This is a genomic window from Tardiphaga sp. 619_E2_N8_4 (assembly GCF_051810905.1).
Taxonomy (GTDB): domain Bacteria; phylum Pseudomonadota; class Alphaproteobacteria; order Rhizobiales; family Xanthobacteraceae; genus Tardiphaga; species Tardiphaga robiniae.
This window is the reverse complement of sequence record NZ_JBPWQJ010000001.1, coordinates 4,441,573-4,462,252: the sequence shown is the minus strand read 5'-3', so window position 1 is coordinate 4,462,252 and position 20,680 is coordinate 4,441,573. Positions and strand designations below refer to the sequence as shown.

Below are 20,680 nucleotides of genomic sequence, written 5' to 3'. Positions count from 1 at the left end.
CGAGAGCCACCATGTCGCTGCAGCCGTTGCTTGATGCCGCCGCTCCAATCCCGCTGCATGCTTTTGCGGCCATGGTCGCATTCGTGCTCGGTGTCGTTCAATTGATCGCGCCCAAGGGCACGCTGCCACACAGAACGCTCGGCTGGATCTGGGTGGCGCTGCTCGCCACTGTCGCGATCAGCTCGTTCTGGATTCATGGCCACAGCTATCGGCTCTGGGACATATGGAGCCCGATCCACCTGCTGTCGATCATCGCGCCGGTGATGCTGGTGGTCGGAGTGGTCGCCGCACGCCGGCACCGCGTCAGGGCGCATGCCATCACTATGATTTCGATCTTCGCCGGCGCCCTGGTGATCGCCGGCGTGTTCACCCTCGTGCCCGGCCGGGTCATGCACACCGTAGTCTTCGGTCGCTAGATTGCTGCAAGACGGCCGCATGATTTTCGCAAGATTCGGCGGGTTCGGGCTGGCTTATTCGGGGCCACTTCACAAGCCCTGTACAGCTCCCGTAAGCATTTGAAAAATCAGCAGGAAAATAGAGCCGCGGGCGTTGTCTGCGGGGTGGCTTGAAGCCGCGCGATGCGCTATATGATTCCCAGCAAAACCTGACCGGAAATCATCCTTGTCCGACACTGAAGACCAGAAGCCTGGGGAGCCACCGGCCCCCTCGGATATTCGTCCCGTATCCATCCTCGATGAGATGAAGCGTTCGTATCTCGATTACGCCATGAGCGTGATCGTGGCGCGTGCGTTGCCGGATGCGCGCGACGGCTTGAAGCCTGTGCATCGGCGCATTCTCTACGCGATGTATGAGAACGGCTTCGAATGGAACAAGCCATATCGCAAGTCGGCGCGAACCGTCGGCGACGTCATCGGTAAATATCATCCGCATGGCGATCAGTCGGTCTATGACGCCATGGTCCGCATGGCGCAGGACTTCTCGATGCGCGTGCCGTTGATCGACGGTCAGGGCAATTTCGGTTCGGTGGATGGCGATCAGGCCGCCGCGATGCGATACACGGAATCGCGCCTGACCAAGATCGCGCAGTCGCTGCTCGACGATCTCGACAAGGACACGGTCGACTATCAGGACAACTATGACGGCTCGTTCCGCGAGCCGCGCGTGCTGCCGGCCAAGTTTCCCAATCTGCTGGTCAATGGCGGCGGCGGCATTGCCGTCGGCATGGCCACCAACATCCCGCCGCACAATCTCGGTGAAGTCATCGACGCCTGCGTCGCGCTGATCGATGATCCGTCCCTCACCATTGACGATCTGAACAAGATCATTCCGGGTCCGGATTTCCCGACCGGTGGCATCATTCTCGGCCGCGCCGGGATTCGTACGGCCTATCACACCGGCCGCGGCTCCATCGTGATGCGCGGCAAGGTCTCGATCGAGCCGACGCGCAAGGACCGCGAAGCGATCATCGTCTCTGAGATCCCGTATCAGGTGAACAAGGCCACCATGGTGGAGCGCATCGCCGAACTGGTGCGCGACAAGAAGATCGAAGGCATCTCCGATCTACGCGACGAATCCGACCGCGACGGTTTTCGCGTCGTCGTCGAATTGAAGCGGGACGCGGTGCCGGAGGTGGTGCTCAACCAGCTTTACAAGTTCACGCCGCTGCAGACCAATTTCGGCGCCAACATGGTGGCGCTCGACACCGGCCGTCCGTTGCTGATGAACCTGAAGGATCTGCTGACGATCTTCGTCGCGTTCCGCGAACAGGTCGTCACGCGCCGTACCAAGTTCCTGCTCAACAAGGCGCGCGATCGCGCGCATATCCTCGTCGGCCTGGCCATTGCGGTGGCGAATATCGACGAGGTCATTCGTGTGATCCGGACCTCGCCGGATCCGACAACTGCGCGCGACATCCTGATGGAGCGCCGCTGGCCGGCGCAGGATGTGGCGACGATGATGATGCTGATCGACGATCCGCGCCATCGCCTCGAGGAAGACGGCACCGCGCGGCTGTCTTTCGAACAGGCCAAGGCCATTCTCGATCTGCGACTGGCTCGCTTGACAGCTCTGGGCCGCGAAGAAATCTCCGACGAGCTGGACAAGCTCGCCGTCGAGATTGCGGACTATCTGGAGATCCTACGTTCGCGCGCGCGCGTCCAGGGCATCATCAAGGACGAACTCGGCGCGGTGAAGTTGGAATTCGCGACACCGCGCAAGACCGTGATCATGGAACAGGAAGGCGAGGTCGAAGACGAAGACCTGATCCAGCGCGAAGACATGGTGGTGACGGTATCGCATCATGGCTACGTCAAGCGCGTGCCGCTCTCGACCTATCGGGCGCAGCGCCGCGGCGGCAAGGGCCGCTCCGGCATGGCGACGCGCGACGAGGATTTCGTCTCGCGTCTGTTCGTGGCCTCGACCCATACGCCCGTGCTGTTCTTCTCGTCGCGTGGCCAGGTCTACAAGGAAAAGGTCTGGCGTCTGCCGATCGCACCGCCAAACGGGCGCGGCAAGGCGATGATCAACATCCTGCCGCTGGAGCAGGGCGAGCGCATCACCACGATCATGCCGCTGCCCGAGGACGAAGCGACGTGGGAAACCCTCGACGTGATGTTCGCGACCACAGGCGGCAATGTTCGCCGCAACAAGTTGTCGGACTTCGTCGATGTCAGGCGCTCCGGCATCATCGCGATGAAGCTCGATGAGGGCGAAGCGATCGTCGATGTGCAGATCGCCACCGAACATGATGACGTGCTGCTGACCGCTGCCGGCGGCCAGTGCATCCGCTTCCCGGTGACTGACGTCCGTGTGTTCCAGGGCCGCAGCTCGATGGGCGTTCGCGGTATCTCTCTGGCGGACGGCGACAAGCTCATCTCGCTCACCATCCTGCGCCACCTCGAGGCCAATTCCGACGAACGTGCGGCTTATCTGCGTCGTGCTAATGCGGTACGTCGCGGCGGCGCCGAGGAGCGTGCCGATGTCGCGGACGAAGCGGCGGCTGCTGTGGAGACCGAAGAGGCGACCGGCGCCATTGAACTCGGCGAGCAGCGCTATGTCGAGATGTCGGCGTCCGAGCAATTCGTGCTGACCATCAGCGAGAACGGTTACGGTAAGCGGACCTCGTCGTTCGAGTACCGCACCACCGGCCGCGGCGGTAAGGGCATCGTCGCCATGTCGGTCAACAACCGTAATGGCAAGCTGATCGCTTCGTTCCCGGTCGAAGACAGCGACCAGATCATGCTTGTCACCGACAAGGGCCAGCTCATCCGCTGCCCGGTGGAAGGCATCCGCATCGCCGGCCGTTCGACCCAGGGCGTCATCGTGTTCAACACGGCTGACGACGAGCACGTCGTGTCGGTCGAGCATATCGGCGAGGCGGGCGAGGGCGAAGAGGGCGAGAATGGCAACGGTGCGCCGGTGGCGGAGGGCTGAGACTCTCCGCAGCGGCTGGCACGTTGATAAAAAACCCGCGGTCATGCCGCGGGTTTTTCTTTTATGTATGCGATGTGCCGGATGGGTTGAGCGAAGCGAGAACCCAACACCTCGCGCTTGCTCGGTCGAAAGGGGCTTTTCGGCGCTATGCGCCTGCGCTCTTCGGCACCGGCGTGTTCAGCAGCTGTTGCTCCCACAGATACGCAATGCCGCTGCCGCCGGCATGCTGCGTCATCACTTCCGTTAGCTTGGCGGCACTCTCAGCCCGCGCCCAGTCGCGCTGCCATTCGGCGGCCACTGCCAGCCAGGTCATCATGTTGGCGCCGGCCGCGATCATGCGCTGGATGGCGACCTGATGGGCCTCGACCGAAACGGCGCCCGAGGCATCGGTGACGACCGTTACGTCCCAGCCCTCGCCAAGGGCCTGGATCGTCGGCATCGCGACGCAGATCTCAGTCCACAGGCCCGCGATGATCAATTGCTTGCGGCCCGTTGCCTTGACGGCGTCCACCGCCTTCGGGTCTTCCCAGGTGTTGATGAAGGTCCGGTCGATCACCTCCTGGCCGGGGAACACGTCGGTGATCTGAGGGAATAAGAGACCGCCACGCTCGGCGAGCACCGAGGTCAGGATGGTGGGAACGCCGAACGCCTTGGCGGCCTTCGCCAGGCCCGCCGTGTTGTTGATCACCATCTGCGGTTCATGGCTGTTCACGTTGGCGAGCTGGTAGGGCTGGTGGTCGATCAGAATGAGGACCGAGTCTTCGGGACGAAGGAGCGACGCAAGGCCATTACGAAAGGTCATGAATATATCCTCTGGTGCCGTTGTGAGTGAGATTGGTCTTCTTGATGGGACATGCGCCAACGGCGGCGCTGTCTCGACGGGGTATTGCCGTTCTTGGGCTTGATGAGGTAGTGCCCTTCCGTGGCAAGCTGTGTTGCGGAATGGGGAACGCCGAATTGGACATCGAAGCGCTCAGGACATTCGTGGAAGTTGCCGATGCCGGGGGCGTTTCGCCCGCTGCGCGTCGGCTCAGCGTCTCCAAGTCGATCGTCAGTCGGCAGCTTGCTCGCATTGAAGCGGAACTTGGCGTGCAGCTTCTCGCACGAACCACGCGCGGCGCTGCGCTCACCGAAGCGGGGGTCGCGTTTCGCGACCATGCAGCGCGTGCTTGCGCCGAGATCGACGCGGCCAGGGAGTTGCTCCTGCCTGATGGCGAGCTTTGCGGCCGCTTGCGCATCGCGGTACCGCTTACTTTCGGCCCAACGCACTTAGCTCCCGTGCTTGCGGACATGGCGCGACGGCACCCGCAGCTCCACATCCATAGCGTCTACAGTGATCGCTTCGTTGATCTCATCGCCGAAGGTTTCGATTGCGCGATCCGGGTTGGCTATCTTCCGGACTCCAACCTGATCGCGCGACACGTCGGGCCTATCTATGGAAAACTGATTGCCAGCCCGGACTATATCGAAGCGCATGGTTCCCCCGAGACGCCGGACGACCTCGTTGCGCATCAGGCTCTCATGCAGGGCACAGAGGCCTGGCAATTCATGGACGGCGACAAGACAATCACGGTGCGCCCGCAGGGGCGCTTCAAAGCCGATAACGGCACGGCTCTCCGCGCCGCAGCATTGGCAGGACTGGGCATCGCTTGGCTCCCCGATGGCATCACCCATGACGATGTCGCCTCCGGCGCGCTTGTTCCGGTCATGACCCGCCATCCGTCGCCACCGGCAGGTGTCTATGTCATCCGCCCGCCAAGTCAGCATCCCTCTCGAAAGGTACGAGTCCTCACCGAAATGCTCATCGCGTGTTTCGCAGAGGCTCCGCGCCTTGCGGGCGTGGGTCGCTAGAGCGCAGGCAGGCAGACCTCGACGTTCGGCCAGGCCTGCTGCGAGCAGTCGCGGCCGGCCGAGGCTTAAGTCGCGCGCGGCTTAAATCTCGATCTCGGTGCCGAATTCGACGACCTGCTTGGTCGGCACGCCGAAGAACGCCGCGGAGCGCTCGGCGTTGCGCTGGAGGAACGCGAATACGGTTTCGCGCCACACCGCCATCCCGGCGACCTTGTCGCTGGGAATGATGGTCTCCCGGCCGATGTAATAGGTGATCTCGGCGAGGTCGATGCCGGGCAGCTTACCCTGTTCGGAGGCCAGGCCGAGCCCGTCGGAAATCGTTGGATATTGCATGAAGCCGTAATGCAGGATGACGCGCGTGATCCCTTCAATGACTTCGATAATCTCGGCGCGATCGGCATCCGGGACGCGCGGCACTTCGGAGATCAGTACAGTCACCAGAATGACGCGCTCATGTAGGACGTGGTTGTGCTTGACGAATTGCGTCAGTGCTAGCGGCACGCCATTCGGCATGGATGCCAGGAACACCGCGGTGCCATTGAGGCGCGCATGGCAGCGACTCACGGCCGTCTCGATCAGGTCCTCTTCGGGTTGACGCAGTTTGGCGCGGGCGCTTTCAACGAGTTTGACGCCGCTGCGCCATGTCAGCATCAGGAACGCCACAGCAGCCGCCAAGAACAGCGGAAACCAGCCGCCTTCGAACAGCTTCGTGGAATTGGCGGCGAAGAAGATGCAATCGATGATGAAGAAGAAGCCGTTCACCGACACGACGAGAAGCGGCGGATAGCCCCATTGCAGTGCGACCAATGCCGCGAGCAGCGTGGTGATCGCCATCAGCAGCGATACCGCGATGCCATAGGCGCCTGCCAGCGCGTCCGATGTGCCGAAGCTGAGCACGGCGGCCAGTGTCGCCGCCGCCAGCAGCCAGTTCACCAGCGGCACATAGATCTGGCCCATGGCGTGGCTGGTGGTGTGCCGGATCTGCATCCTCGGCAGGAAGCCGAGCTGGATCGATTGCTGCGTCAGCGAGAACACACCGGAGATGATAGCTTGCGAGGCGATCACCGTCGCGACGGTGGCAAAAGCCACCAGCGGGTAGTGCAGCCAGTCCGGCGCCAGTTGATAGAACGGATTGTTGATGGCGGTCGGGTCGGCGATCAGAAGTCCCGCCTGGCCGAAATAGTTCAGCACCAGCGCCGGCAGGGCGATGGCAAACCAGGCGAGCCTGATCGGCATCCGGCCGAAATGGCCCATATCGGCATACATCGCTTCGCCGCCGGTCACGGCAAGGAAGGCAGCGCCGAGAATGGCAAAGCTGATGTGAAAGTCCTGATGGATCAGGAATTCGAAGGCATAGAGCGGACTGACGGCAGCGAGCACGCCGGGCGATTGCACGATGCCATGGATGCCGAGCAGCGCGAGCACGGCAAACCAGCCCAGCATCACTGGCCCGAAGATGCCGCCGATGAAACCGGTGCCCTTGCTCTGCATCAGAAACAGCCCGATCAGAATGATGACGGTGAGCGGCACCACGGCCGGCGCCAGCGACGGTGCATCGACCTTGAGGCCTTCAATGGCTGAAAGCACCGAGATCGCCGGCGTGATGGCGCCATCGCCATAGAGCAGGGCGGCGCCGACGAGACCGACGACCAGCAAATGTATGCGCCAAGTGCCCGGCTCTGCGTTGCGCGCGTGGAGCAGTGCCAGCAGGGCAACGATGCCGCCTTCGCCGCGATTGTCGGCGCGCAGAATCAGAAGCGCGTATTTCAGGGAGATAATGAGGATCAACGCCCAGAGGATCAGCGACACCACGCCGAGCGTTGCTTCGGACGTGAGAGGCCCGCCATGGGCCGCTGCCTTCACGGCTTCCTTCAATGCGTAAAGGGGGCTGGTGCCGATATCACCATAGACGACGCCGAGCGCGCCGATCGTTGCCGTGAGAGGAAGTCCGCCAGAGTGGCCTGGCGATGCGGCTGGGATGGCGGTCACTGGCAGCCCTCACGGGACTCGCGCTTGACAATTGCGCTTGACCGCCAGTCTGCGACGTTGCGTCGCGAATTGCTATGAAATTAGTTGAAGTAGTTGTCGCGAGAATTTCACTGAACTATGCATCGCGCGCGGTGGGGGAGTGTAGTTCAATTGCCCGGATTGAGTATCAGTACGCCCCCGGCTCTGGCCGGGGACGGTATTCTTTGCCGCTTAGCGACGCTCGGTGGTCACGAGGCGGACTTCGCGGACAGTGATCGTCTTGCTGGCTGCGTTACGCAGGCAGGAGGCCTCGAAGTTCGGCCAGGCCTGCTCGGAGCAGTTGCGACCTACCGTGTGGATGTCCAGACGGTCGGCCTTGGCGAGGGCCACCGGCACCGACGCCTCGACCTTCGGGGCAAAGCCCGGCAGAACGGTGAGGGCGGCTGCGATGAAAGCTGCGACGGCAACTGCTGAGAGAGTCTTGATCATGACGGTCCCCTGTCATTCGGGCCGTTTTGGCCCGGTTTGTTTGTCGCTTCCTGTGCTTGCCTGATTAATCAGGCCCGGTTTCAGGAAGTTGTCGTGTCCGGGCAAAGTGGTTTCATCCGGCCCGGTTTGTGTTTCGTCCGTACGCGCATGACGACACATGAGGCTCGAAAGCCCAATGTTTTCAATATCGTTGCTGCGTACCCAGTAGACGCGCTGACCCGGCATCCGGTTCGAGCCCTGTCCGAAAATAAACATCGGCCATTCGGCCCCAGCGGGCGGAACCAAGTCGGCTTGCGGCTCGAACGGGGGCGGGGTAGGAGGGGGAATGCCCCGTATCGCGCTTTATCCCGGTTCATTCGATCCCGTCACCAATGGCCATCTCGATGTGGTCCGCCATGCCGTTGGCCTGTGCGACAAGCTCGTGGTCGCGATCGGCGTTCACCCTGGCAAGAAGCCGCTGTTCTCGACGGACGAGCGGCTGGAGATGGTGAAGCAGGTGTTCGGACCGCTGGCCTCAGCCGCCGGCTGCGAATTCGACTGCACGACCTATGACAATCTCACCACCACACTGGCGCAACAGATCGGTGCGACCATCATGATCCGTGGGCTGCGCGACGGCACCGATCTCGATTACGAGATGCAGATCGTCGGCATGAACGAGACTATGGCGCCGGATGTGCAGACGGTATTTCTTCCGGCCTCGGTGAGTGTCCGCCCGATCACCGCCACACTGGTCCGGCAAATCGCCGCCATGGGCGGCGACGTTTCGGCTTTCGTCCCGGACGCGGTTGCCAATAGCCTCAAGTCCAAATTCGCCGCTTAATCAAACGCCGGCTGACCGGCTTTCTCTGATCCGGAGTTTCCATGATCCGTATAGTCGCACTTGCTGCCGCGCTGATGTTCGCGGCTCCCGCTTTCGCGCAGGCTCCGGCAGCCCTTCCGGCTGGCCTCGACAAGGCCAATTCGGTCGTGATCGACACGACCAAGGGCCGGATCATCATCAAGCTGCGCACCGATATCGCCCCGCAGCACGCCGAGCGCATCAAGCTGCTCGCCCGCGAAGGCTACTACAACAACGTACCGTTCCACCGCGTGATGGACGGCTTCATGGCGCAGACCGGCGATGGCAAGAACTTCAACGGCACCGGCGGATCGAAGTATCCGAACCTGAAGGCCGAATTCTCGCAGGTGCCGTACAAGCGCGGCGTTGTTGGCATGGCACGTGCCGGCGATCCGGATTCGGCCAATTCGCAGTTCTTCATCATGTTCGCGGAGGGCTCGTCGCTGAACGGCAAATACACCGTGGTTGGCGACGTCGTCGCCGGCATGGACGTCGTCGACAAGCTCAAGAAGGCGCCTCCCGGTTCGGCCAGCGGCGCCGTGACCGACCCTGACAAGATGGTCAAGGTTCAGGTCGCTTCCGACATCAAGTGAGCATCATGATGCCGCGATGCAGGGTGATTGCTCTGCTCGCGGCATTATTGCTGTCTGGCGTCCTTCAGGCGCATCCGGCATCGGCTCAGTCTGACGCCGTGAGTACGCTGGAGGGCATGTTCGGAAGGCTGAAAGCGTGCTGGCATCCGCCCGCCTTGCCGCGCGGCCATCCGGGCATGGAGATCACGGTACTGTTCAGCTTCAAGCGATCCGGTGAACTTCTCGGAAGGCCGCGAATTACCTTCGAGACGCCGGATGCCTCCGAGGCCGACAGCGTTGCTTACCGAACGGCTGTGATGGAGACATTGCAACATTGCACGCCGATGCCATTTACCGGGGGCCTGGGCGACGCGGTCGCTGGACGCCCCTTCCGAGTGCGGTTTGACGACCGCCGAAACCAACCCAAACCAGTAGAGAGACGAGCATGGCTGTTACCGAGAATACTTTGATCCTTGAAACCACCCAGGGTCCCGTCACCATCGAGATGCGCCCGGATCTGGCACCGGGCCATGTCGCCCGTATCAAGGAGCTCGTGCGCGAAGGCTTCTACGACGGTATCGTCTTCCACCGCGTCATCGACGGCTTCATGGCGCAGACCGGCTGTCCGCAGGGCACCGGCACCGGCGGTTCGGGCAAGAAGCTGAAGGCCGAATTCAATAACGAGCCGCATGTGCGCGGCACGCTGTCGATGGCGCGCGCGGCCAGCCCGGATTCCGGAGACAGCCAGTTCTTCATCTGCTTCGACGACGCGTCGTTCCTCAACAAGCAGTACACTGTCTGGGGCAAGGTCACCGAAGGCATGGAGAACGTCGACAAGATCAAGCGCGGCGAGCCGGTGCAGAACCCCGACAAGATCGTCAAGGCGCATATGGCCGCCGACGCGGCTGCCTAAGTTAAGCTCCTCCCTCACGTTCGTCATGCCCGGGCAGCGCGAAGCGAACTTCGCTAGTTGTCCCGGGCATCCTCGTTTTATAGGCATCAACACCAAGGCGTGGATGGCCGGGACAAGCCCGGCCATGACGGAGTGGGAATAACTACAAACCCATGCGTACCGATATCTTCGATTTCGAACTTCCGGCCGAGAACATCGCGCTGCGGCCTGCCAGCCCGCGCGACGCCGCGCGGCTACTTGTCGTTCAGCCGGGTATTGGCGTGCAGGATCATGTCGTCTCGGATCTGCCGACCTGGCTGAAGCCCGGCGATCAGCTGGTCGTCAACGACACCAGGGTGATCTCGGCGCAGCTCAGCGGCCGCCGCATCGGCCGTGACACCGAACCGAAGATTGACGCCACGCTGATCAAGCGGCTCGACGGTTCGCGCTGGCAGGCGCTGGTGCGGCCCGCCAAGAAGCTGACCGAAGGCGACACGGTTCGCTTCGGCAATGAAGGCCGTGTCTGCCTGCTCGGTCATCTCGACGCGCAAGTCGAGCACAAGGGCGATGCCGGCGAAATCATCTTCTCTTTCTCGTTTCACGGCCCGGCGCTGGATCAGGCGATTGCCGAACTCGGCGCGCCGCCGCTGCCGCCTTACATCGCCGGAAAGCGCGCTCCGGACGAGCGTGATACGGCTGACTATCAAACCATGTTCGCCGCCAATGACGGCGCCGTCGCCGCACCGACGGCGGGATTGCATTTCACGCCGGCACTGGAAGCCGCTCTGAAGGCGCGGGGCGTCGGCCTGCATCGCATCACGCTGCATGTCGGAGCAGGGACGTTCCTGCCGGTGAAGGTCGACGACACCGCAGAGCACAAGATGCATGCGGAGTGGGGTACGATCTCGCGCGCAACGGCGGATGCGCTGAACGCAGCGCATGCGGCCGGCGGACGCGTTGTTGCCGTCGGCACGACCTCAATGCGTTTGCTGGAAAGCGCAACGTCCGAGGACGGCGTTATTCATCCGTTCGCTGACGAGACTGCGATCTTCATCACGCCCGGCTATCGTTTCCGCGCCGTCGATATCATGCTCACGAATTTCCATCTGCCGCGTTCGACGCTGTTCATGCTGGTCTCTGCCTTTGCCGGCATGGATACGATGAAGCAGGCCTATGCCCATGCCATCGCGACCGGCTATCGTTTCTATTCATACGGCGACGCCAGTCTGCTGTTTCGGGACACACGCAATCAATGACCGTCGCCAATCATTTCGAACTGCTGCGCACTGACGGCACGGCACGCAGGGGCCAGCTGACGACGCCGCATGGCGTGGTGCGCACACCGGCCTTCATGCCGGTGGGCACCCTCGGTGCGATGAAGAGCCTGCACTGGCGCGACGTGCGCGATGCCGGTGCCGATATTGTGCTCGGCAATACCTACCACCTGATGCTGCGTCCCGGCGCCGAACGCGTCGCGTCGTTCGGCGGCCTGCAGAAATTCACGACCTGGAACGGTCCGATGCTGACCGACTCCGGCGGCTTCCAGGTGATGTCGCTGGCGCAGCTGCGCAAGGTGACGGAGCAGGGCGTCACGTTCCGCTCGCATATCGATGGCGCGAAGTTCGAATTGACGCCGGAGCGGGCCATCGAGATCCAGCGGCTGTTAAATTCGGACATCGCGATGCAGCTCGACGAATGCGTGCGGCTGCCAGCGGAACATGCCGATATCGACCGCGCCATGCAGCTATCGCTGCGCTGGGCCGAGCGCTGCAAGCGCGCCTTCGAGACGGCGCCTGACGGTTACATGCTGTTCGGCATCGCGCAGGGGGGCGATGTGCCGGAACTGCGCCGCGCCAGCGCACAGGGGCTAATCGATATCGGCTTTCATGGATACGCGATCGGCGGCCTCGCCGTCGGCGAGCCGCAGGCCGTGATGCTGGCGATGATCGAGGAAGTGGTTCCGATCCTCCCCTCGGATCGGCCGCGCTATCTGATGGGCGTCGGCACGCCGGATGATATGCTGGAAGCAGTGGCGCGCGGCGTCGACATGTTCGACTGCGTGATGCCGACCCGTAACGGCCGCCACGGCATGGCCTTCACACGCCACGGCCAGATCAATATGCGCAATGCGCGGCATCAGGACGATCCGCGGCCGCTGGACGAAGAGAGCACCTGGCCGGCCGCGCGAGACTATTCGCGCGCCTATCTGCATCATCTGGTGCGATCAGGTGAGACCCTCGGCGCGATGCTGCTGTCGGAAATCAACATCGCCTATTACCAGAGCCTGATGCAGGGCATCCGCGCAGCCATCGAGGCCGGAACGTTCGAAGAGTTTCGGGCGCATACGCGCGAGGGCTGGGCACGCGGCGACATTCCGCCGCGGTAACCGGAGGTCAACTAGGTCGCCTTCACCGGTTTGGACTTCACCGGCCAGTCGATCATCCGTGCCTCGGCCGGCAGCCAGGTCCGGTGGTTTGCAGGTTCATCAATCGTTTGTCTCGCGGTCACCGGCCGCAAGCATTTCCATGGTCTTGTATTGCCGGAAAAACCTGCGGCTCGGGCGAGCCGGGAATCCTGCCCATCGCTCTCCTGCGGGCACGTCGCGCGTGACGCCGCTTGCACCGGCTATCTGTGCGCCGTCGCCGATCGTCAGATGAGGAGCAATTCCAGTCTGGCCGCCTATTGCAACAAAGCTCCCGAGAGTTGCGGATCCGGCAATTCCCACTTGCGCGGCGATGAGGCAGTGCCTGCCAATCGTCACGTTGTGGGCGACTTGTACGAGGTTATCGAGCTTCGTGCCTTCGCCGATGAACGTGTTACGGGTCGACCCGCGATCGATGGTCGTGTTTGCGCCTATTTCGACGCAGTCCTCAATAATGACGCCTCCGACCTGGAGAATTTTTATATGTCCGCCTTTGTCAGGCACGAATCCGAAGCCGTCCTGCCCGATCGATACGCCTGGATGGACAATGACGTGATTGCCGACGGTTGCGTGCGCAATGATAGCGCCGGCGCCGACTGAGCTATGGCTCCCGATGGTTACGTCTGGACCGATCACGACGTTTGACCCGATATAAGTGCGTTCACCGATCTTGGCCCGGGGACCGATCACTGCGCCGGGATCGATGGTAACCCCGCAATCGATGATGGCCGAAGCATGAATCGTGGCGTTTGGAGAAATGCCGTCGGTCTCGAAAAGTGACCCCGGGATAGCCGCTCCTGGATAGAGCAACGCGAGGATTCTCGAGTAAATCAAATACGGCTGAGGTGTCACAAAAGAGTAGGTCTCCTTTGGAACGGACGCGCTGAAGCGCGGGGAGACAAGACAAGCGCCTGCATTCGTCTGCCTCAAGGCCTCAAGATACTTGTGATTGTCCATATAGCTCAGCTCGCCGCGGCGCGCTGTCTCTAGCGCTGCTCCGGCCGAAATGAGGAAATCTTTTGTAACAAAAAGTAAGCCCGCGATGCCCGCGACCTCACTTGCAGTGATCGTGCGCTTAGGCACGAAGAAGGGAATTTGACCGGTCATGACCGACTCCAGTGCGGGTATCCCCTCGACCCGAGAGACGGCTTCTCCGCTGTAGACCCGACAGCTGGTTAGCACGGCTTGGGAACATCAGAAATGGCGAAGGTGTGACTGCGGCGTGGTCGTTACTTGGTGCACGCGTGACGGTGCAAATCGTTTGCGCAGATCGCTGACCTAGACGCGTGCCGATGCTGCCCGACGTGATAGTCGCAATCCACGTCTTCCTCGGATCGCCGAGCAATCCAAGATCGGTTCACGCGGGTCCGCGCGAACAGCGCTAGTTAGTTGTGGTGGAACATCTAAGTCGTCCATTGCCGATTTGAAAAACCGCGGTTTTGCTGGGGTTTTTGACGATGCCGATTGATCAAGATGTCCATCAGATAGCGTCATGTGTGGCCACTTCCCGGATTTGCAGTCAAAAAAAGGCTCCCAAACCGGGAGCCATTTGCCGTTTCGGCTGCTTTCAGATGAGATCCGTCCGTCGGTAGATCGTGATTACGCCGGTTTCCTCGAGGACCGGATGGATCGACCGCGTGGCCAAATCGATTTTTAGTGCCCTGGAGCCACGTTTCGTCCAACGGCTCAGGTTGAACAGGGAGATGTACTCCTTATCAAAGCGATCGACGTCGGCTGGATCAAGGAAGAGCCTCATCTGCCGGGTGACCGGATGTTTCATCGTGGTTGCCACGAGGAGCTTCCCGATCAGATGGCGCACGGCGTTGTCGGAGAGCTTGAGCCGAGCCGCAGCGGCTTCGGCGGTCAACATTTGCGGGTGTGATTTTCTCAAGACGTTTGCGACCTCCTCGGGATCGACGACAATGGAAGCGAATCCGCGCAAGTCCGTTCTGCATCCCACCCAGTCCAGGCGTCGATCGACAATCAACGCCGTAATGGCACGGACCGATGATTTAATGGCCAGAGCTGCTTCGACGAGGGACAATGCGCGATCGGTTCCCGGCGCGATTGGAGATGCACCAGAAAGGACGCTCGCGAGCAGCGCGTCCAGTTCCGAGATCAGAAAGCGGTAGGCATGGTGCCCCATGCTCTGTTCGTGACGAGGGAGCAGATTGCCCTCGATCAGTTGTTTCATCACGTGGGCGGAGACGTTCAATCGACGCTGAGCCTCCGCATGGTTGACGCTTTTCATTCGCAGGCAAATCAGGCCCTCAGCTTCGCGGGCATCCACCACTGCCAAGTCGTCATCCCAGGCGGATCGAGGTAAGAGGCCGCCTGCGGTGAGAATCTTTGCAACGGGGTCGGGTCTGATGTTGAACTGGCTGGCAGCGCTCAGGACCGAATGCAGTTTCCGTTTTTCGAGCCTGATACCGAAGACGTCATCGCCGGGGCCAAGAGGGAAGTTGGCAAAGACATGCTCCGCAATGGTGCGTTGCACGGGACCGTAGGCTGGATCCTTCTCGAGCCGTTTCAAGTTAGTGTAAAGTCGGCCGTAAACCATCGGGGGGGTGACAACGCCAACGCGACGCGCCTTCCGGCGCCTGTAGCTCCGTTGCAGGTCGAGCAGGAAGCGGGAAATGGATTCCGCTCCACCGTTCACGATTTCGAACCCAGCTTGTCCGACTTCGCGCAATTCGGAATCGCTCACATCATTGAGACGAACTTTGAGAGTCGGGTTGGCAGCGGCTCCGAACATGCGGACGGTGTGTTCGGCTGCAAAGAATTCGAGACGGTCGAGCCAGCTTTCCGTGGGCGCCTCGTAAAGGCGGTTGATAAGATAGACCTGGAAATCCGTAGGCGACATCGGCACGGCGGCCGCGGCGAGCGCCGGAAGGTTGCGTACGGTAGCGTCAGCAATGTCCGACCAGTTCCGTTTGGTATTGCCGACGATCCTGTCGCCGAGCCTTTGTAACACGACGTGGTGCTTCTCGCAGGCTTGGACGGATGCGAGCATCCAGTGCATCCGATGTCGCACGGCTGCAATCGGGGGCAGGGCGGAGGTCTCGATATCTTCCCTGAGGCACTCCGGACACCCGACGTAGTGTCCATGGCGCAACGTCGGCCGAGCCAAAATCTGACCCTTCAGGCGCCCGCGATCGACCGACATCCATTGGACGCGGTTTTCGTCGAGCAACGGAAACGGCTCGCCGCTGATTTCCGCGAGTTTTGCGATCGCGGTGTCCGATTTGCTGGTGATGTCGGAGAAATGGAACCCCATATCCAATGCGAATGCGGATGCGGAGCGGAAATTGCGGAGCGCAAGCCGCGAGCAGTAATCGGTCGCGAGCTCGTCCGGCATCAGCGGAACGCGAAGTGTCAGTTTCGCGGGCATCAAGCGCGTCCCTTGCTTTTGGCCTTGGCATTGGGCTTCATCGTCTGCGTCGCGCCACTGAGGTTGGGCTCGATGAAGATCTTCTCGCAGTCGATATCGAGCCAAGCCGGAGCGATAAACGGGTTACGATCCGCAGCAAATCCGCTCTTACGCGCAAAGACGGTCGCGAAGTCCTCGGGAACGAGATGGGCGCGACCTCCCTGCAAGGCATGTTCGATCGCAAGATGCGTCAGGACGATCGCGTATCCGTAGGCGTTGAACGCCGCGTGGGAGAGGCGCGCGATGAATTCGGCTTTGACGTCGCTGGGCTTGATGCCGTCGCGTTCACCAAGTTTGAACTCCAGGTTTGCGGCCTTGGCGTAGGTTTCGACCACGTGGACGATGTCGGCGTGGTTTTCGCGCTTGACCTTATCGAACGGAACGATTGCGAAGCGGCGAAGCAGTTGCGTGTCGAACTGGAGAAACGGTCTCAGGGTTTCGACGCCAGAAAGAATGATCGTGATACGGTGGTCGTCCATCGCGTTTTTCAGCGTGTCGGCCATCTGCTGGAGTTCCTTGTCAGGCATGTTATGGACGACGTGCTGGATTTCGTCGAAATGCACGATGAACTTCTTCATGTTGTGCAGGCGTTCGAAAGCCATCTCCCACAGGCGATGGGCGGGGAGTTCGCGCTCGACCCCGTAGCCGGTAGCGCGAAGGAGTGCGCGGGCGAGCTGCATGGAGGTGCAGGGGCTCGGCACGGTGATGCTGATCAAGGGAGACCTGGACGCCGGGTCGGCGTATCCGCGCAGGACCAAGTGCTTGTCGAAGTATCGTGCGAGGGACCGCGACTTCCCGACCCCTGTGGGTCCGATGAGCGCCAGTCCGCCGCCGATGCCGCGGTTTTCGAACGAGGGGGGAAGCGTGTTGTCCTTGCGCTCGACCGCCTTACGGATCAACAGCTTCAGCGCCGCCGCCAATTTCGCATCACGCTTGGTGGGCAGAAATTTTGCGCGGATGCTTTCCATGATCGTGAAATCGGGCGCGGCGGAAGCCTCCTCATGGAGGAGTGCAACGGGATCAACGGCGAGGTCGGCAAGGTCGTTCTGGTCGTCGAAAGGCATGGTGGATACTCCGGTTTATGGGGCACCCGCCGCGCGACATTCGCGGCGGGTGGTTTGGGTGTGATCAGTCCTCGAGTGCGGGGTGGTCGGTGTCGTCCGGTTTGTCACCGTCGGTGTCCTCCAGACCGTCACCGGAGACCGAAGGCGGCGGGGGCGCCTGGGGCAGCGGGGGCTGGCCGGTCGCGCCCGGGAAACCGGCGCCCAGGATGTCGTCCGGATGCTTGTCCTCGGCGACGTCGTCGCTCACGATGTCGAAGCCGAGCATCAGACCGTTCTTCTCCCAGTCGAGCTCCTCCGCGGTCGGGCGGGTGCCGGAGATGGCGGTGCGGCAGACGGCGTCCTCGGCGATGGCGGAGATCGCGCGGATGGCGTCATGGACGACATGTTCATAGATGCGCGCGCCTGCGGCATGGCGGCGCCGCAGGTCTGCGACCGCTGCCTTCCAGGTGTTCAAATCGACACCGCGAAGACACTTGCGAACGGCCGGAACAACGTTCCAGCGATCGTCGAACCAAGCGGAGATGTGTCCGATGTCGGTGGTATCGAAGCGGATGTCCAGTTCGGTATCTCCGACCTGGCGGCGCCATTCCTGCATCTCGGCGGACTGGTAGAAGTTGTTGTCGACGCGAACACCGCGCGTATCGAGATCGCGCTTGAGCGGCACGCCGAAGATGTCGCGACGCTCGTGAACGTTCGGGCAGGGGGCGGTCCCGTAGAGGGCGGTCAGGCGATTCCAGGCGTTGTAGGGCGTTTCGCCGCCGAGCCCTTCATGCGGCGTGTGATGGTAAACGTCGACGATGAAACGGGTGAAGATCATCGGCAACTGCGTGGTGAGGATGGACGCGCGCTTGTCCGCTTCGTACTCGCCCTTTTCGATGATGTTGCTGAAGGACCGTCCAGTAAAGTGGGGCATCAGCATGGTGTGGAAGGTGCCGAAAGCGCGCTCGATATGCCCGCGCAAGTGCGACAGACCGGCGGGTGCATTTTCGTAGACCGACTTCAGACCGGCGATCGTGCCGCGGAATTGGCCATCGATGTGCGGCGATCCGGCATCGGGCGAATAGCACGAACCGGGACCGCGCTGATGCCAGTCGGACTTGCATCCGGCGGACTTAGCGATGGCGCTCTTGTCGGACACGCTCATTGCCAAGGCGGCGATGGCATTCTGTGCATCCTCGGTCTTGGACATGCGGAACCCGAGGACGTTGCGCGTGGCGACGTCGAAGACCACGCAGGCCTTGATGCGTTCCTTCTTGAGCTTCTTACGGTCCTCGGGCGTCAGTTGCTGATCGAGACCGAGATCGTTCATGATCGTGTGCAACGGGAAGGTCACGGTGTCGATCTGAACGTGCTGGAGCGGACGGGTCACGTCGAGTCCGGTGCCGACCACGGTGAAGCGTGCGCGTGCGGCGTTGATGCCGTAGCGGCTCGCATGCACCTCGAACTGGTTGAGCTTGTTGACGCGGCGCTGAAGCGTTGCCCTTGCCGGGGGCTTCAGGGGGGCCAGGCCGTCGGCTTCACGCTGACCATTGATCTCGGCAAGTTCGGTGATCAGCTTGCCATGCAACATGTTCACGGTCGGCCGCTCTTCGTGGCAGTAAGCCACGGCATACTTGGTCAGGAGCTTGTGGACCTCCGCATCGATGTTCGACAACGAATTGCCGCAGAGACGATGCTTGGTGCGCAGGGCAACGACGTTGCGCGCTCCGTCCTCGTAGTTCTTGAGCCAGCGGCGGAAGGTGCGTGCCGAAGGAGGGCGCTTGTCCTCGATCCAGACATCACAACGCGTTCCGTCGGTGAGACGGTTCACTTCGATCTGGACGATCGCCTTCCTGATGGCGTCATCCGTGCGCTTTACGTCCTTGTTCGCGGATTCCATCTTCAGGAACTCCGAGACATAGTACTCGCGGTGCAGCAGCAGGTTCTGCTCCTCGGTCTTGAGGTCGGCGAGGCAGTCCACGCCTGCCATGAGGCGAGCGCGGGCACGGCTTTCGTCGAACCACTTGCGGTCGATGCGCATTTCGCCGGCGTCGATGAGCTTGACGATCTCTTCATGGGTGAAGTGTTCGTGGAGATCGACGCTGTGACCGGTGCGGGCCAGCACGTATCCGACGGCGTCGCTCGAGACGACACGGCGCTCGGAGTTCTTGAGGGTGATGCGGTCGTTCTCACCGATGTTGATTTTCGTCATGGCAGTTCTCCAAAAAAGGGCATAGGCGGGCGACGCGTCAGCGGGGCGCCGCTGACGCTATTTGCGGAGAAGGAAGCTTGCGGTTGGTGGGGCGCCCGGAGAGGGGCGGGGTTACGCCCGGGTGACCGGGCGGACGAACGACTCGTAGGTGATGCGTTCCTTCGGATTCACCGGCTCGAGCACGCGATGCACGATGAGGCGAACGATGGAGCGAAAGCCCATGGCGCCGAGGCCGCTCGCCTCAACAAGGTCGGCGATGCGCACCGAAGCGGTGATTTCAGTGGCGAGCGCCGCGATGGCCTCGTCGTGCTCCTTGACGGGAAAGCGAAGGAAGTCGAACGCCTGCGTAGCGTTGTAACGCGCCGCGTAGGAGAAGTCGGCATCGGTCACCAGATGCACGGAAGGGGAGCCGGGCGGCAATTGCTCAGCGATCAGACGCAGGGTCGTCTTGATCCCGGAGCGTTCGACCCGCTTTGCGGGCTTCACCGCCACGTACATGCGGCTGCCGTCGTGATTAATCACAAGGAAATCGAACGTGTGACGGCGAAGGGTTTCGCCATCCCAATACGTCACGGCGACCGGCTGGTCTTCAACCGTTGCCGTCTGCATGCGCAGGGTGAGCATGAAGAACACCATGAGCTCAAGATGGCTTTCGAACAGGATGACGCGGTTCTGGAAGATGGCGAAGCCACGGCAGGAGCCGCGCGACTTCAAGGCCATCCTGCGCGAGGCGCGCGATGGTTTGGGGGGCTTAGAATAGTTCACGATTACCTCCAGACGGATCTCAAGCGTTCCGGGTCCATGACCGGCTGCTTTGAGTGCTGATTCGATTTTTGATGGTTGATCGAAGACGCGTGAAGTCGCGGATTTTGGCCGCGACGTCAGCGGGCTATGAGGTCGTGAAGGATGAGATCGATAAGCACAGCAATTCTCCTGGACCGAGCTTGGAGGCGTCGGATGATGTCGTCCAGAAGATGTTCTTCCGGAACGGACCGATTGAAAGCGCAGCGCCGCAGCGCCAGCGATCAGCCGTATATCTTGGAGAAGGCCGTCAAGGTGAGGGGAGTGCTGTAAAGGGAAGCGCGAGCGATAGTCATTAAATTCGGCCTCCTCTTTCTCGGATCACCTTGGTGATCGCAGGGCACTCAAGTCCGCGAGTGCGAACGTGGCCAAACAAGTCGTTGTCTGGTGCGCCTGTACCTACTGGATCCTGCTTTTGGTTGTCAAAGAACTTATCGAAAAGGTGGGAGAGGTTATCGAAGATGGTTAAGTTCGATTAAGTCGCTCGCCGCAAATTAATCGGAAACGCTGCGCTGCTTCGAGAAGCGTCGGCGCGATCCGCCCACAATCACACGTTTTCTTCGCGTCTCAGGGAGCTATTAAGACGATGAACTATCAGGGAAATCGCGGCCGTCATTTGATCTAAAGCGCATCACTGAACGCAGAAGGCCCCATGCGCGCAGTGCTCTGTCATCGGCACATCTGCCGTATCGACTAGGGCGAGCGAGACCTGATTGGGCGACGGGTGGTCCTGCAAATGCGACGTCGAGCTTTCAGTTCGACGCGT

18 protein-coding genes are annotated in these 20,680 nt (G+C 61.5%); 9 read left to right on the top strand and 9 right to left on the bottom strand.

What is annotated here, in order from left to right; translation table 11 throughout:
* The first annotated feature begins 11 nt into the window (after nt 1-11).
* On the top strand, nt 12-416 hold the full coding sequence (locus AB8A23_RS21445) for a DUF2306 domain-containing protein (RefSeq protein ID WP_309943937.1): 405 nt from the start codon (nt 12-14) through the stop codon (nt 414-416).
* Nucleotides 417-621: 205 nt separating this feature from the next.
* Nucleotides 622-3,393, top strand: coding sequence for a DNA gyrase subunit A (gyrA, locus tag AB8A23_RS21440; RefSeq protein ID WP_309943935.1), 2,772 nt, complete (start codon nt 622-624; stop codon nt 3,391-3,393).
* A 145-nt stretch (nt 3,394-3,538) separates the two neighbouring features.
* On the opposite strand, the gene AB8A23_RS21435 is transcribed toward gyrA, so the two are convergent.
* Complete coding sequence (locus tag AB8A23_RS21435; RefSeq protein ID WP_120289867.1) at nt 3,539-4,195, bottom strand: hydrolase; 657 nt, start codon at nt 4,193-4,195, stop codon at nt 3,539-3,541.
* Between the two features lie 155 nt (nt 4,196-4,350).
* Between AB8A23_RS21435 and AB8A23_RS21430 the strand changes: the two genes are divergently transcribed.
* Nucleotides 4,351-5,244 carry a LysR family transcriptional regulator gene (locus AB8A23_RS21430; RefSeq protein WP_309943933.1) on the top strand — a complete coding sequence of 298 codons (894 nt, stop codon included), beginning with the start codon at nt 4,351-4,353 and terminating at the stop codon, nt 5,242-5,244.
* Between the two features lie 81 nt (nt 5,245-5,325).
* On the opposite strand, the gene AB8A23_RS21425 is transcribed toward AB8A23_RS21430, so the two are convergent.
* From AB8A23_RS21425 to AB8A23_RS21415, 3 genes are all read right to left on the bottom strand, one after another.
* Nucleotides 5,326-7,233: a potassium transporter Kup gene (locus AB8A23_RS21425; RefSeq protein ID WP_089264451.1), complete on the bottom strand. Its 1,908-nt coding sequence runs from the start codon at nt 7,231-7,233 to the stop codon at nt 5,326-5,328.
* 210 nt (nt 7,234-7,443) lie between these two features.
* Nucleotides 7,444-7,701 (bottom strand): hypothetical protein, encoded by a 258-nt coding sequence (locus AB8A23_RS21420; RefSeq protein ID WP_089264450.1) that lies wholly within the window; start codon nt 7,699-7,701, stop codon nt 7,444-7,446.
* Between the two features lie 12 nt (nt 7,702-7,713).
* Nucleotides 7,714-7,956, bottom strand: a complete 243-nt coding sequence (locus AB8A23_RS21415; protein ID WP_184516379.1) for a hypothetical protein — start codon at nt 7,954-7,956, stop codon at nt 7,714-7,716.
* Nucleotides 7,957-8,026: 70 nt separating this feature from the next.
* Here AB8A23_RS21415 and coaD point away from each other — a divergent pair, with 70 nt between their 5' ends.
* The 6 genes from coaD to tgt all read left to right on the top strand — a co-directional run bounded on the left by coaD (nt 8,027) and on the right by tgt (nt 12,392).
* A complete protein-coding gene (gene coaD / locus AB8A23_RS21410; RefSeq protein WP_439058277.1) occupies nt 8,027-8,524 on the top strand; it encodes a pantetheine-phosphate adenylyltransferase in 498 nt (165 codons plus the stop codon).
* A 41-nt stretch (nt 8,525-8,565) separates the two neighbouring features.
* The gene (locus tag AB8A23_RS21405) at nt 8,566-9,135 is read left to right on the top strand and encodes a peptidylprolyl isomerase (RefSeq protein ID WP_089264448.1); all 570 of its coding nucleotides are present in this window, start codon (nt 8,566-8,568) and stop codon (nt 9,133-9,135) included.
* A gap of 5 nt (nt 9,136-9,140) precedes the next feature.
* Nucleotides 9,141-9,584 (top strand): hypothetical protein, encoded by a 444-nt coding sequence (locus AB8A23_RS21400; protein WP_120290341.1) that lies wholly within the window; start codon nt 9,141-9,143, stop codon nt 9,582-9,584.
* On the top strand, nt 9,560-10,027 hold the full coding sequence (locus tag AB8A23_RS21395; protein WP_089264447.1) for a peptidylprolyl isomerase: 468 nt from the start codon (nt 9,560-9,562) through the stop codon (nt 10,025-10,027). Before AB8A23_RS21400 ends, AB8A23_RS21395 begins: the two co-directional genes overlap by 25 nt.
* Nucleotides 10,028-10,179: 152 nt before the next feature.
* The gene (gene queA / locus AB8A23_RS21390; RefSeq protein ID WP_120289861.1) at nt 10,180-11,262 is read left to right on the top strand and encodes a tRNA preQ1(34) S-adenosylmethionine ribosyltransferase-isomerase QueA; all 1,083 of its coding nucleotides are present in this window, start codon (nt 10,180-10,182) and stop codon (nt 11,260-11,262) included.
* On the top strand, nt 11,259-12,392 hold the full coding sequence (gene tgt / locus AB8A23_RS21385) for a tRNA guanosine(34) transglycosylase Tgt (RefSeq protein WP_120289859.1): 1,134 nt from the start codon (nt 11,259-11,261) through the stop codon (nt 12,390-12,392). Before queA ends, tgt begins: the two co-directional genes overlap by 4 nt.
* Before the next feature lie 99 nt (nt 12,393-12,491).
* Here the strand turns inward: tgt and lpxD are convergent, their stop codons facing one another.
* The 5 genes from lpxD to AB8A23_RS21360 form a co-directional block, all read right to left on the bottom strand.
* Nucleotides 12,492-13,535: a UDP-3-O-(3-hydroxymyristoyl)glucosamine N-acyltransferase gene (lpxD, locus tag AB8A23_RS21380; protein WP_439058278.1), complete on the bottom strand. Its 1,044-nt coding sequence runs from the start codon at nt 13,533-13,535 to the stop codon at nt 12,492-12,494.
* A 460-nt stretch (nt 13,536-13,995) separates the two neighbouring features.
* Nucleotides 13,996-15,819 carry a TniQ family protein gene (locus AB8A23_RS21375; protein ID WP_439058279.1) on the bottom strand — a complete coding sequence of 608 codons (1,824 nt, stop codon included), beginning with the start codon at nt 15,817-15,819 and terminating at the stop codon, nt 13,996-13,998.
* Nucleotides 15,819-16,922 carry an ATP-binding protein gene (locus AB8A23_RS21370; protein WP_439058280.1) on the bottom strand — a complete coding sequence of 368 codons (1,104 nt, stop codon included), beginning with the start codon at nt 16,920-16,922 and terminating at the stop codon, nt 15,819-15,821. The genes AB8A23_RS21375 and AB8A23_RS21370 overlap by 1 nt, the downstream gene beginning before the upstream one ends.
* Nucleotides 16,923-16,986: 64 nt before the next feature.
* On the bottom strand, nt 16,987-19,113 hold the full coding sequence (locus tag AB8A23_RS21365; protein ID WP_439058281.1) for a Mu transposase C-terminal domain-containing protein: 2,127 nt from the start codon (nt 19,111-19,113) through the stop codon (nt 16,987-16,989).
* Nucleotides 19,114-19,224: 111 nt separating this feature from the next.
* Nucleotides 19,225-19,827, bottom strand: a complete 603-nt coding sequence (locus AB8A23_RS21360) for a hypothetical protein (protein WP_439058282.1) — start codon at nt 19,825-19,827, stop codon at nt 19,225-19,227.
* Between the last annotated feature and the right edge of the window lie 853 nt (nt 19,828-20,680).